Annotated in this window: 11 protein-coding genes; 7 read left to right on the forward strand and 4 right to left on the reverse strand. The window is 53.6% G+C overall.

Translation table 11 applies throughout. The annotated features are described in order from the left end of the window. Window positions 1-15 precede the first annotated feature (15 nt). Entirely contained in the window at window positions 16-915 is a 900-nt protein-coding gene (locus Y71_RS13720) for a LysR family transcriptional regulator (RefSeq protein WP_007375017.1), read from the reverse strand. 190 nt (window positions 916-1,105) lie between these two features. Here Y71_RS13720 and Y71_RS13725 point away from each other — a divergent pair, with 190 nt between their 5' ends. From Y71_RS13725 to Y71_RS13735, 3 genes are all read left to right on the forward strand, one after another. Beyond that, on the forward strand, window positions 1,106-2,083 hold the full coding sequence (locus Y71_RS13725) for an NAD(P)H-dependent flavin oxidoreductase (protein ID WP_007375016.1): 978 nt from the start codon (window positions 1,106-1,108) through the stop codon (window positions 2,081-2,083). A 155-nt stretch (window positions 2,084-2,238) separates the two neighbouring features. Further along, entirely contained in the window at window positions 2,239-3,273 is a 1,035-nt protein-coding gene (locus Y71_RS13730) for a HoxN/HupN/NixA family nickel/cobalt transporter (RefSeq protein ID WP_035943451.1), read from the forward strand. Window positions 3,274-3,297: 24 nt separating this feature from the next. Then, window positions 3,298-3,699, forward strand: a complete 402-nt coding sequence (locus Y71_RS13735) for a cell envelope integrity TolA C-terminal domain-containing protein (RefSeq protein ID WP_007375014.1) — start codon at window positions 3,298-3,300, stop codon at window positions 3,697-3,699. Window positions 3,700-3,752: 53 nt separating this feature from the next. Here the strand turns inward: Y71_RS13735 and Y71_RS13740 are convergent, their stop codons facing one another. Both Y71_RS13740 and Y71_RS13745 read right to left on the reverse strand, forming a co-directional pair. Further along, window positions 3,753-5,216, reverse strand: a complete 1,464-nt coding sequence (locus Y71_RS13740; RefSeq protein WP_007375013.1) for a pyridoxal phosphate-dependent decarboxylase family protein — start codon at window positions 5,214-5,216, stop codon at window positions 3,753-3,755. A 13-nt stretch (window positions 5,217-5,229) separates the two neighbouring features. Then, the gene (locus Y71_RS13745; protein WP_186298798.1) at window positions 5,230-6,612 is read right to left on the reverse strand and encodes a diaminobutyrate--2-oxoglutarate transaminase; all 1,383 of its coding nucleotides are present in this window, start codon (window positions 6,610-6,612) and stop codon (window positions 5,230-5,232) included. Between the two features lie 689 nt (window positions 6,613-7,301). Between Y71_RS13745 and lysC the strand changes: the two genes are divergently transcribed. The 4 genes from lysC (at window position 7,302) to Y71_RS13765 (ending at window position 11,371) form a co-directional block, all read left to right on the forward strand. Next, a complete protein-coding gene (gene lysC, locus Y71_RS13750) occupies window positions 7,302-8,663 on the forward strand; it encodes a lysine-sensitive aspartokinase 3 (protein ID WP_007375011.1) in 1,362 nt (453 codons plus the stop codon). 201 nt (window positions 8,664-8,864) lie between these two features. Continuing rightward, window positions 8,865-9,155, forward strand: a complete 291-nt coding sequence (locus tag Y71_RS13755; RefSeq protein ID WP_007375009.1) for a VF530 family protein — start codon at window positions 8,865-8,867, stop codon at window positions 9,153-9,155. A 4-nt stretch (window positions 9,156-9,159) separates the two neighbouring features. Beyond that, on the forward strand, window positions 9,160-10,458 hold the full coding sequence (locus Y71_RS13760; RefSeq protein ID WP_035943447.1) for a glycoside hydrolase family 10-like protein: 1,299 nt from the start codon (window positions 9,160-9,162) through the stop codon (window positions 10,456-10,458). 40 nt (window positions 10,459-10,498) lie between these two features. After that, the gene (locus tag Y71_RS13765; protein WP_007375007.1) at window positions 10,499-11,371 is read left to right on the forward strand and encodes a hypothetical protein; all 873 of its coding nucleotides are present in this window, start codon (window positions 10,499-10,501) and stop codon (window positions 11,369-11,371) included. A 32-nt stretch (window positions 11,372-11,403) separates the two neighbouring features. Here the strand turns inward: Y71_RS13765 and Y71_RS13770 are convergent, their stop codons facing one another. After that, complete coding sequence (locus tag Y71_RS13770) at window positions 11,404-11,964, reverse strand: RNA polymerase sigma factor (RefSeq protein ID WP_035943649.1); 561 nt, start codon at window positions 11,962-11,964, stop codon at window positions 11,404-11,406. Between the last annotated feature and the right edge of the window lies 1 nt (window position 11,965).

An 11,965-nucleotide genomic window follows, 5' to 3' on the forward strand; every position in this document is an offset into this window, starting at 1 on the left:
TGATGTACCAACCGCTCAGTGCAACACCTGCAGTAATAACCCCTCCAGCCACTGCGTAAATACGCGCACTTTCGGTGAGATATGGCGATGCGGATAGAGCATCGACAATTTTCGCGCGGGAACCGGATTTTGCGGCAAAACTTCGATCAGCCGTCCATCATCAATATGGGGACGTAAAAAGAAATCCATGCCCTGCAACAGCCCAACCCCGGCCAGACCTGCCGCCACGTACACTTCTGAATTATCCAGCACCAGCTTACCCGGAAGGTGAATTTCTTCTATTCCGGATGGCGTCTGAAATACCCACGGCATAATTTGCCGGTTGCTACTGTTAACCCAGTTCACGCCCTGATGATGCTGCAAATCCTCCAGCGTTTCCGGTATGCCATGTTCCGCCAGATAAACGGGGCTGGCGCAGGTGACCAGCCGGATATTACCCAGTTTCCGGGCAACATAATCCCCCTCCTCCAGCGCCCCCATGCGCAATACACAATCCAGACCATCACGCAGCATATCTTTACGGCGATCTGAACTGCTGAGAATAATTTCGATGCCGGGATAGCGACGATAAAAATCCGGCAGATTGGGCGCGACCAGCAAAGCGGCAATGGCAACCGGCATATCGACACGCAACGGCCCGCAGAGCGGGCGTCCCGCGGCAAACGATCCCAGCAAATCATCGGTTTGCTCCAGCAATGGCTTGCTGTTGCGATAAAACTCCTCGCCTTCTGGCGTCATATTGATGCGCCGCGTGGTCCGGTGCAACAGGCGCACGCCGCAGTGCTGTTCCAGTTGCTGTAAGGCTTTGGTCACAGCGGGACGGTGGATTTGCAGATTTTCCGCCGCCTGCGAGAAACTGCCCGTCTCCACGATCGCAATAAAGATCCGCATTAATTCGTAGACATTGATTTGCATAGCCCGCTTCTTTACCGGAAGGAATACCTCTTATTGTTACTTATTTCGTAATAGTGATGAAGCGTATTGACCATTTTTAATAATAAATACGCCGCTTAGAATGGCGCTATTCCGGAACACAATCCGTCAGGGTACTGATCAACAGCGGATTATACCGGCCTGTCGCTATCTTTTTTTAAGGAAACAGACGATGCAAAATCACAGTGTCAGCAATATTCTCGGTATCGAAAAAAGCGTTATTCAGGGGCCGCTCTCATGGCTGACCGATGCCCGCCTGGTAGCGGCGGTCAGTAATGCCGGTGGTCTGGGCGTGCTGGGGCCAAACGCCGGCCTGACTGCGGAAACCGCCGTCTCGACGCCGGAAGCGACAGCTGAAAAAATGCGCGAAGAGATTCGCAAAACCAAAATGCTCACCGAGAAACCCTTCGGCGTTAATCTGATCCCGGCGATTGAAAATGACATCTGGACGCCGCCCATGCTGCAGGTAATAAAAGAAGAAGGCGTGCAGGCCGTGGTGTATACCGGCTACGGCAAAGACGTGGTGATCCCTGCACTGTTTGATGAACTGAAAGAAGCAGGCATTAAAATCATCTACCGGGATATCAATCCCACGCCTGAAAACAGTCGCCAGGCTGAAGAGGCCGGTGCCGATATTATCGTCGCGACAGGGTTTGATGAAGGCGGAACACTGCCGGGTACCGCGCTAGGCACTTTTTCCATCGTGCCGCTGATTGTCGATGCGGTGAAAAACGTTCCCGTGCTGGCTGCGGGGGGTATTACCGATAACCGCACTGCCCGCGCCGCTCATGCCCTTGGCGCGCAAGGGGTGTTTGCCGGTTCAGTGTTTATCAGCACCCATGAGAGCCGCGTACCGCAATCGGTGAAGGACAAAATCGTCGCGGCAAACGGGCTGGATATGCTGCTGTTTCGCACCCTTCCTGACTACTACCGTTCGCTGCCCGGAAAGCTGGCGGAAAAACTGGTGCAAATGGACAAAGCCGGAGCCAGCCGGGAAGAGATCGCCGCCGCGATGGGCGGCGTGAGCAGCTTACGCGTCGGTATGCTGGAAGGTAACAGCGACGAAGGTTATATCGCGCTCGGTACCGGGATCGGCAGCATCCGCAGCGTGAAAAGTGTCGCTGAAGTGGTGAATGAATTAAGCGTCTGACGCTTTCCCGCCGCTAACGGCGGCGCTCCTTTCGCCTGTTCCGTCATCGCCGGAATGGGCGAACCGCTGCCGGATAGATCGATATCAACATCCCCGCCCGCGCGATGCTACAAAATGTCCTGGCCGCATAACGACGCAACCCTTTGAGGCCTTAAATGTTTTCCGCTTTACTTGTCAGGAATCCACGCGCTTGCCTGTTGATCCTTATGTTGCTGCTGATGAATATCGCAGCCTGGGGTTGGGCATTTTTCACCTTTGGCGACAGCGCCTCGCTGATGGCGGCAAGCCTGCTGGCATGGTGCTACGGCTTACGCCATGCGGTGGATGCCGACCATATCGCTGCCATCGATAATGTCACGCGTAAAATGATGCAGCACGGGAAAAGATCGTGCAGCATCGGTACCTGGTTCTCGCTGGGGCACTCCACGATTGTTATTCTCGCCACCATTGCCATTGCGGCAACCGCCACGGCGTTTCGTCATCACATGGCGTGGCTGCATGAAACTGGCGGAATGATTGGCACCAGCGTATCGGCTTTTTTTCTGATCATTATCGCGCTGGTGAATTTACTTATTCTCAGTAATGTCTGGCGCGCTTTCCGGCAATTCAAAAGCGGTGATAAATCGCTTCCCGACGAAACAATTTCATCCGGCGGCGTAATGAGCTGGATCTTTCACCGGACATTCCGCCTGGTGTCGCAAAGCTGGCATATGTACCTTGTCGGTTTTTTATTCGGCCTGGGGTTTGATACCGCCACTGAAATTGGCGTACTGGGCATTTCCACCGCCGGTGCGTCAAATGGCATGTCGGTGTGGTCTATTCTGGTATTTCCGGCACTCTTTACCAGCGGCATGGCGTTAATCGATACGCTGGATAATATCCTGATGGTCGAAGCCTATGGCTGGGCATTCAGCAAACCGCAACGCAAACTCTATTACAATATGACCATCACCGGCACATCGGTTATTGTCGCGTTATTTATCGGCGGCAGCGAAGCGCTGGGGCTAATCGTGGATAAGCTTGATTTACATGGTAAATTCTGGGATATCATCGCCGTGATGAACAATAACCTGAGTAACGCCGGGTTTTTCGTGGTCGGATTGTTTATTCTCTGCTGGCTGCTTTCTGTGCTGAACTATCGGTGGAAAGGTTACGATGCGCTTTTTACGGATGAACAAACACCGCTGTAAACAGAAATAAAGGAAATAATAACAATGGAGAAGTTAATGATGCTGGCGCTGCTGGTCAGCGTTGCAACAGGATGCACGCCGCTTCACCCGACGGATTGCCTGAAAAAAAGTGCCTTAGAGTCCTGCGCTTATAATCGTTCCGGCAACGTTACCGATACGGATATTTATGGTCAACAAGCGGCCGGAATTAAAAATGCGCTGGATTCCGCCCTCGCCGATCGCCATGCATGGAAAGGCAAAACCTGTACTGTGCATCTCGATTTTAACTATGACGGTAAATTGCAAAATATGGTTATCAGAGGTGGTGATAAAGAGTATTGCGCAGCGCTGGAAGCGGCGGCGAAAAAAGCCGTCTTCCCGCCTTTCACCGATCAGAAAGTCTACGATGTGATGAGCTCCGCACGCTGGAATATGCAGGGCTACTAAAAAAGGATAAAAAAAAGCCGACAACATTGTCGGCTTTAATATTGCACTACATGTTAAGCGTTAAGCAGTTGCTCTCCGCAGGCTTTTACGCTTGCCAGCAGAACTTTAACATCCTGCAGACACACCGTCGGGTTCAGCAGCGTCAGCTTCAGGCAGGTAATGCCATCAGCTTCCGTTACCCCAACGTTCGCCGCCCCGGAGGCCAGCAACGCATCACCAATGCGCTGGTTCAGCAACGCAACGGCGGACATATCATCGTTTTGCGGGCGGAAGCGGAACAGCACACTGGCAAGCTGAGGTTGCATCACCAGTTCCAGCTGCGGCTCCTGCGCGACAAATTCTGCCACCTGTTGCGCCAGCGTTACGCCATTATCAATGATTTCGGCGTACTGCTTTTTACCCAGCGCTTCAAGGCCCATCCACAGTTTCAGCGCATCGAAACGGCGGGTGGTTTGCAGTGATTTCGAGACCAGGTTCGGTACACCGTGCTCTTCGTCAAAGTCCGAGTTCAGGTAAGCCGCCTGGTAACGCATCAGTTGATAGTGACGCGGATCTTTCAGCAAGAACGCGCCGCAACTGATGGTCTGGAAGAACTGCTTGTGGAAATCGAGCGTTACGGAATCCGCTAACTCAAGGCCGTCCAGGTAGTGACGGAATTTCTCAGACAGCAGCAACGCGCCGCCCCAGGCCGCATCCACGTGCATCCAGGTCTGGTATTCCGCCGCCAGTGCAGCAATCTCAGCTAACGGATCGATAGCCCCGGCGTCGGTCGTACCTGCGGTTGCAACAATCGCCAGAACCTGTTCGCCGTTCGCTTTCGCCTGCGCCAGCTTCGCCGCCAGATCGTTGAGATCCATGCGGGAGAACTCATCCGTCTTCACCAGCGTCACGGAGCGATAACCCAGCCCCATCAGCGCCATGTTTTTCTGCACGGAGAAGTGGGCATTTTCAGAGCATAATACTTTGATTTTGCTCAGATCGCCTGTTAAGCCATCCTGCTGAACAGAGTGGCTCTGGCGCGCAAAAAACGCATCGCGAGCCAGCATCAACCCCATCAGGTTGCTCTGGGTGCCGCCGCTGGTGAACACCCCGGCATCGCCCGGCTGGTAACCCACCTGGGTGCGCAGCCATTCAATCAGCTTGATCTCAATGATGGTGGCTGAAGGGCTTTGATCCCACGAATCCATGCTCTGGTTGGTGGCGTTGATCAGCACTTCCGCCGCCTGGCTGATCACCAGACTCGGGCAGTGCAGATGCGCAACACACTGCGGGTGATGCACAGAAAGACTGTCTTTCAGGAAGTACTCAACGGCGCGCTCAATCGCGGCCTGGTTGCCCAGGCCCTGAGAGGTAAATTCTAAATTGATGCGCTCACTCAGCTGCTCAACCGTTTTGCCCTGGTACATCTCAGGTTGTTTCAGCCACTGCACAACCGCTTTTGTGCTCTGCTCAATGGCGTCCTGATAGGCGGCAATACTTTGCGCAGAACCTGAAAGAATCGGATTTACATCAGACATTCAATTGCTCCGATTAAACAGGCTTAACGCCGGCTGCCAACAACGCGTTCTCAAACTTGTCGAGGAAGATTTCCAGCTCGTCATTGCTGATCAGCAGCGATGGCAGCAGACGCAGCACGCAACCGTTACGGCCGCCGCGCTCCAGAATCAGACCATTTTCGAAGCATTTTTTCTGCAGCAGCGCTGAAAGCTCGCCGTCTGCCGGGTAGCAACCCATGTGATCCTGCGCTTCGTTCGGCTTGACGATTTCAATACCAATCATCAGGCCCAGACCGCGCACGTGACCGATAACCGGGTAACGTTTTTGCAGCCCGGCCAGTTTGTCTTTCAGCCAGACGCCCTGCGCTGCCACTTTGTCGGCAATACGGTCGTCTTTCAGGATTTTCAGCGTCGTCAGACCGGTCGCCATCGCCAGCTGGTTGCCGCGGAACGTCCCGGTGTGGTGGCCCGGCGCCCATGCGTCGAACTGTTTTTTGATACCCAGTACGGCCAGCGGCAAACCGCCGCCAACAGCTTTAGACATCACAATGATATCCGGCTCAATACCGGCGTGTTCGAAGGCGAACAGTTTACCGGTACGGGCAAAGCCCGCCTGCACTTCGTCAATGATCAGGACAATGCCATGTTCCTGCGTTACTTTACGGATGCGCTGTAACCACTCGACCGGCGCCGGATTCACGCCGCCCTCGCCCTGCACGGCTTCGAGGATCACCGCAGCCGGTTTACGCACACCGCTTTCAACGTCGTTGATCAGGTTTTCGAAGTAGTAGGTCAACGCTTTCACGCCAGCTTCGCCGCCGATACCCAGCGGGCAGCGGTATTCGTTCGGGTAAGGCATGAACTGCACTTCCGGCATCATGCCGTTAACCGCTTCTTTCGGCGACAGGTTGCCAGTGACCGCCAGCGCGCCGTGGGTCATACCATGATAACCGCCGGAGAAGCTGATCACGCCGGAACGGCCGGTCACTTTTTTCGCCAGTTTCAGCGCGGCTTCAACCGCATCCGCACCGGAAGGACCGGTGAATTGCAGGCAATACTCTTTGCCCTGGCCCGGCAGCAGCGACAGCAGATAAGCAGAGAACTCATCTTTTAACGGCGTGGTCAGATCCAGTGTATGTAACGGTAAGCCGCTGGTAATGACACTTTGGATGCTTTGCAGAACTTCAGGATGGTTATGACCCAGAGCCATGGTTCCTGCACCTGCGAGGCAGTCAAGATATTGATTATTTTCGACATCGGTGATCCAGACGCCCTGCGCTTTTGCAATTGCCAGAGGCAATTTACGCGGATAGCTCCTTACATTGGATTCAAACTCGGCTTGTCGTGCCAGGAAGGTTTCATTGTTCTGAGGTAATGAATTTGCATTCAAAGTATCAATACGGACTTTATCCGTCATCATATCACTCCTACAACCAGCGCGATGTTTCACCCTGATTGAATAATGGTTTATGGGATTTGCTCAAAAAAAAACGCGGCTAATATATGTTTTTTTAACGCCGGACTCAATCTTTTATTTTCAAGGGCGCTTATCGATAATTACCTTTAAAATCAATAAGAAAAATAACATCTGCGCAGAATTTGCGTTACTTCAATTGTAAGCAATTCTGTTACAAATACCAAAGCGGAGCGCCAACAAAGGATAAAAGGCCTGGAATTATCGCTTTGCGCGCTGGCTTTTTATCCTGCAAAGCGCGGTATCGCCATTAATAATGGCGAAAATTAACGGCTAACGCGTTATTTTTCAGTTCTGGTGCATAAAGCGTAAGGAAAATATCGATTCAGCCGGGCAAATCACTTAATATGCCCGCTCCAAATTTCCCTGTGCGGCGAAACATTGTACAAAGCGCGGCGCACTGTAAACAGGAAGTCAACGATTTAAGCCATAAAGCGCATCACCCGATAACCCGTGACAGGCAATACCGGTTATCGACAACGGGAGCAAATCCTGGGTTGTCATCAGAAATGTTCGCGGGCGGACATTTCGTAAGGCAAATACCACCGGGCAGCCGGACTGGTTATTTCACCTTATGCCGAGAATGAAAATTTTCTTGCCATGAATTAATGGCGCCCTGATATGAGATTGTTATGACTCGCACTTTTCCACACATCGTCGTTGCCAAATTCGGCGGCACCAGTGTTGCTGACTTTGACGCGATGAGCCGTAGCGCCACCATCGTTCTTGCCGATAAAGATGTCCGTCTGGTTGTTCTGTCTGCATCTGCGGGCGTGACCAATATTTTAGTCGAGCTTTCTGCCGGTCTGGAAAGCCGCGAACGCCTGGACAAAATCGAAACCCTGCGCACCATTCAGTACAACATTATCTCCCGCCTGAAACAGCAGGATGCTATTCGCCAGGAGATCGACCACCTTCTCGACAACATCAGTCGCCTGGCGGAAGAAGCCTGTACCGCCCGCTCGGCCGCGCTCAGCGATGCGCTGGTCAGCCACGGCGAATTGATGTCCAGCCTGCTGTTTGTCGAAGTGCTGCACGAGCGCGATGTCGAGACCGAATGGTTTGATGCCCGCAAAGTTATTCGCACCACTGACTGCTTTGGTTGCGCAGAACCGGTGCTGGATGCAACGGCAGAACGCGTTGAAAGGCGGCTGCGTCCGCGTATCGAGCAGGCATTAGTGGTCACGCAGGGGTTTATTGGCCGCGAGGCGAATGGTCAAACGACTACGCTGGGCCGCGGCGGCAGTGATTACACCGCCTCGCTGCTGGGTGAAGCGCTACACGCTGCGCGTGTGGATATCTGGACCGACGTCGCCGGGATCTACACGACCGATCCGCGTATCGTCTCCCAGGCGCAACGCATTGAGCAGCTCTCATTTTCCGAAGCCAGCGAAATGGCGACCTTTGGCGCAAAAGTGCTGCATCCGGCGACACTGCTGCCAGCAATGCGCAAAAATATCCCGGTCTTTGTCGGTTCAAGTAAACACCCTTCAGCCGGTGGCACGCTGGTCTGCCGCGAGGCCGAAAACCCGCCGCGCTATCGCGCGCTGGCCGTTCGCCGTCAGCAGACGCTGATGAAATTACACTGCGAGCAGGGGCAGCCCGCCTGCCACTTTTTAGCGGATACCTTCGCGCTGCTGGCACGCCACGATGTGGCGGTCGATTCCATCACCACCTCAGAAACCAGTATCGCGCTGATCCTGAACGCCACCAGTGCCACCTCCGGTGAATCGAACCTGCTGACCACCTCTCTGCTCACCGAGTTGTCGTCGCATTGCCGCGTGGAAGTGGAAACCGGCCTTGCCTTAGTCAGCCTGATCGGTAATTCGCTGTCGCAGGCTGAAGGCGTTTGCCATGAGGTGTTCGCCGGGCTGGAAAATCATCCCGTGCGGCTGATTTGCCACGGCGCGTCGTGCCACAGCCTCGGTTTCCTGCTGCCCGCAGAGGCCGCAGACGACGCGGTAAAAGCCTTACACCGCCGTCTGTTTGAATAACGGCGATTGACAAGCTCCGCGCTTAAACCCGGCGTAGTGCTGGCAGACAACCCGCTCTGCCAGCACGAAAAAGAAGACACGGCCTGTTCCACTGGCCGCCCGGACGAACGGATCGTCGGGCATTGCCGCTTTACACGCTTTCTTGTACCCTTCCACGCAACCTATCTCACCTGTTGAAAAGCAGAAATTACCGGACTTCACATGGCTGCTCACACGTCGAAAGATCCCCTGCATGGCGTCACTCTGGAGATGCAAATCAACGCGCTGGTCGCCCGTTACGGCTGGAACGAACTGGGTAAACGCATCAATATTAATTGCTTTAAAAACGAACCAAGCGTTAAATCCAGTCTCAAGTTTCTGCGCCGGACGCCCTGGGCGCGCGCAGAAGTCGAGGCGCTATATCTGGATTCCCTGGATGATGCCGCCCCGGTCAACAAGGATGAGCCCACCTTCAATCCGTGGACCCGCAGTCGAATCATCAATAAGAGCTAATAAGATGTCCCTTAAAAAGTCAGTCGTCCTTTTTGCTACTGCGCTTTTACTGGTCAGTTGTTCCTCCAAACCACCTAAATCTCTTGTCACGCCACTACCGCCGGTGGCAAAACAGCCGCTGCCTGCAACGGGAAAAAATTCACAGCCGGTACGCGGCGTCTGGCTGGCGACGGTTTCCCGCCTCGACTGGCCGCCGGTCAACTCGGTGAATGTCAGCAGCGCCGATACGCGCATTCGCATGCAGCAGCAGGCGCTGGTGCAAAAACTGGATAAACTCAAAAGACTTGGCATAAATACCGTCTTTTTTCAGGTGAAGCCGGACGGCACCGCGCTGTGGCCCTCTAAAATTTTGCCGTGGTCCGACATGCTGACCGGTACGATTGGTCAGGATCCTGGCTACGATCCGTTGCAGTTTGTGATTGATGAAGCACACAAACGCGGCATGAAAGTGCATGCCTGGTTTAACCCGTACCGCGTGGCGGTTAACACGCAGCCTGCAACCATCGCGGCGCTTAACCGCACGCTCCCTTTGCACCCGGCCAGCGTCTTTGTGCTGCATCGCGACTGGATCCGCACCGCCGGTGACCGGCTGGTGCTCGATCCTGGCATTCCCGATGTGCGTGACTGGATCACCAGCATCGTGGCCGAAGTGGTCGCCCATTATCCTGTCGATGGCGTGCAGTTTGATGACTATTTCTATACCGAAACGCCCGGTTCGCAACTGAATGACAACCAGACCTTTCAGCAATATGGCCAGGGTTTTAGCGCCAAAGCGGACTGGCGGCGCAACAACACCCTGCTGCTGATTGAGCAGGTTTCCCGCACCATTAAACAACTGAAACCGGGCGTTGAATTTGGCGTCAGCCCTGCCGGGGTATGGCGCAACCGCTCTTTCGATGCGGCGGGTTCCGACACGCGCGGCGCGGCGGCTTACGATGAATCCTTCGCCGATACCCGTCGCTGGGTGCAGCAGGGGTTGCTGGATTATATCGCCCCGCAAATTTACTGGCCCTTCTCACGCAGCGCTGCGCGGTATGACGTACTGGCAAAATGGTGGGCCGATGTCGTCAAACCCACCCATACGCGCCTGTATATCGGTATCGCGCTGTATAAAGTGGGTGAACCGTCGAAGATGGAGCCGGACTGGATGGTCAACGGCGGTGTACCGGAGCTGAAAAAACAGCTCGATTTAAACGAATCGCTACCGCAGATTAGCGGCACGATTTTGTTCCGCGAAGATTACCTGAACCGGCCGCAGACGCAGCAAGCGGTCAACTATTTGCGGGAGCGCTGGGGGGAATAACCCCCGCTGGTTAAGAGGGTGAGTCACGAAGAGGCGTTGCATGCTGGATTTAATCAAAGAAAATAGTGTCCTGGTGTCAGTCATTTCATTATGCGTGGCCACCCTTTCGCTGACGCTGAATAAAAAGACCTCCCGCATGACCAGCTACAATTCGCGCGGGAACTATATTGTCTATTTCAGCAAGATCTCGGGGTTGAAAAAATTTTTCACCTCCTCTGGCTTCAGCGTAAAAATCTATAATTCCGCCTTATCCGATATTATCGAGCTCGATCATAAAATTCATATCACCCCGCTGCTCGGCGGTATCCGCCGGGCGCAGATTTTTGACGGCCTCGAAAACCGCAATAATCTCGGCATCAGCAAAACGATCTATCCGGCATTTAAACGCGCGCGGAAAATAAAATTTCCGCGCCGTTATGCCCACGATGATCTTTATAGCTTTCATAGCTCGCCGTTTTTCGCCTGGTTTTCAGCCAGCGGTAAACATGCGGCATCCGCCAACCCGGTAGACAGAAAACTCAACCGATACCATAGCTATATCGAAATTACGGATTACTCTGGCCACAGCGAAATCTGGTATTTCTCCTTTTCATTACACTTATCTAATCTCGATACCGATTTTGTAAAAAGCGACAACTGGAAACGGCTCAGGGCTGATGAATTGAGTCATTTTAAATATTATCGCTTTGCGGATTTCACGGTTCTTGCGCCTGTCGATCTGTATAAAAATCTTGCGACCGCTTTAACGCCGCAAAAACCTTTATCAGAAATTCGCGGTTGCAATGAGGAATATGAAAACTCAGACAGGCTCATGCAAAGCGGTTATGAATCATTAGAGTACGAACTGCAACAATATGAGCTGCGGGAGTATTACTATTTCCTCAGCAAGATAAAGCAGCACCTCAGTTTTTAAGCATTAACCGCACTTTCACGACATTTCATGCTTCATGGCTCTTCCGTCAGTGCCTCGTAAACGCTGCGCAAGCGCGAGCGTAAATACAGCACGGCTTTGTGTTTGCGGGAAAGTAACGCCTGCTGGCTGGCACCACTCTCCTCCGCCAGTTCTTTATAGCTGTAGCCGTAAAGCTCTGTTTTCTCGAACACCTCGCGCTGTGCGGACGGCAGCTCGGCCAGCGCCTGCTCCAGTTCCTCCCACAGCAGCGTTTTCAGGAATTCCTCTTCCGGGGTTTGCGGCACACCGAACAACGTTTCCGCCAGTTCATCTTCGGCAACATCTCCCTCATCATCAGTGAAAAAACGGGATAACGGCAGTTCCCGTTTTTTGCGCGCCCGATCGGTCATTTCATTGCGCGCTGCGCGAAACAACCAGGCCGCGACATTCTCCACCGGCTGCTCCACCTGCATCAGTTGATATGTCACTTCCTGCAGGATATCGTCGGCATCGTCCCTAACCGCAGTGCGGCCACGGATAAAGGCTTTCAGCCGCGATCGGCAGGCATTAAGCGCTGCCATGAGCAGTGATTCTCCCGCCACACTGGCTTTCATT

The organism is Kosakonia radicincitans DSM 16656 (assembly GCF_000280495.2).
In the GTDB taxonomy this organism is placed as follows: domain Bacteria; phylum Pseudomonadota; class Gammaproteobacteria; order Enterobacterales; family Enterobacteriaceae; genus Kosakonia; species Kosakonia radicincitans.

What these genes read in the sequence shown, in the direction of transcription:
- Y71_RS13720 (WP_007375017.1), bottom strand. Translation starts at nt 915, where the DNA reads ATGCAAATCAATGTCTACGAATTAATGCGGATCTTTATTGCGATCGTG.
- Y71_RS13755 (WP_007375009.1), top strand. Translation starts at nt 8,865, where the DNA reads ATGGCTGCTCACACGTCGAAAGATCCCCTGCATGGCGTCACTCTGGAG.
- Y71_RS13760 (WP_035943447.1), top strand. Translation starts at nt 9,160, where the DNA reads ATGTCCCTTAAAAAGTCAGTCGTCCTTTTTGCTACTGCGCTTTTACTG.
- Y71_RS13735 (WP_007375014.1), top strand. Translation starts at nt 3,298, where the DNA reads ATGGAGAAGTTAATGATGCTGGCGCTGCTGGTCAGCGTTGCAACAGGA.
- Y71_RS13765 (WP_007375007.1), top strand. Translation starts at nt 10,499, where the DNA reads ATGCTGGATTTAATCAAAGAAAATAGTGTCCTGGTGTCAGTCATTTCA.
- Y71_RS13740 (WP_007375013.1), bottom strand. Translation starts at nt 5,216, where the DNA reads ATGTCTGATGTAAATCCGATTCTTTCAGGTTCTGCGCAAAGTATTGCC.
- Y71_RS13730 (WP_035943451.1), top strand. Translation starts at nt 2,239, where the DNA reads ATGTTTTCCGCTTTACTTGTCAGGAATCCACGCGCTTGCCTGTTGATC.
- Y71_RS13725 (WP_007375016.1), top strand. Translation starts at nt 1,106, where the DNA reads ATGCAAAATCACAGTGTCAGCAATATTCTCGGTATCGAAAAAAGCGTT.
- Y71_RS13770 (WP_035943649.1), bottom strand. Translation starts at nt 11,964, where the DNA reads ATGAAAGCCAGTGTGGCGGGAGAATCACTGCTCATGGCAGCGCTTAAT.
- Y71_RS13745 (WP_186298798.1), bottom strand. Translation starts at nt 6,612, where the DNA reads ATGACGGATAAAGTCCGTATTGATACTTTGAATGCAAATTCATTACCT.
- lysC (WP_007375011.1), top strand. Translation starts at nt 7,302, where the DNA reads ATGACTCGCACTTTTCCACACATCGTCGTTGCCAAATTCGGCGGCACC.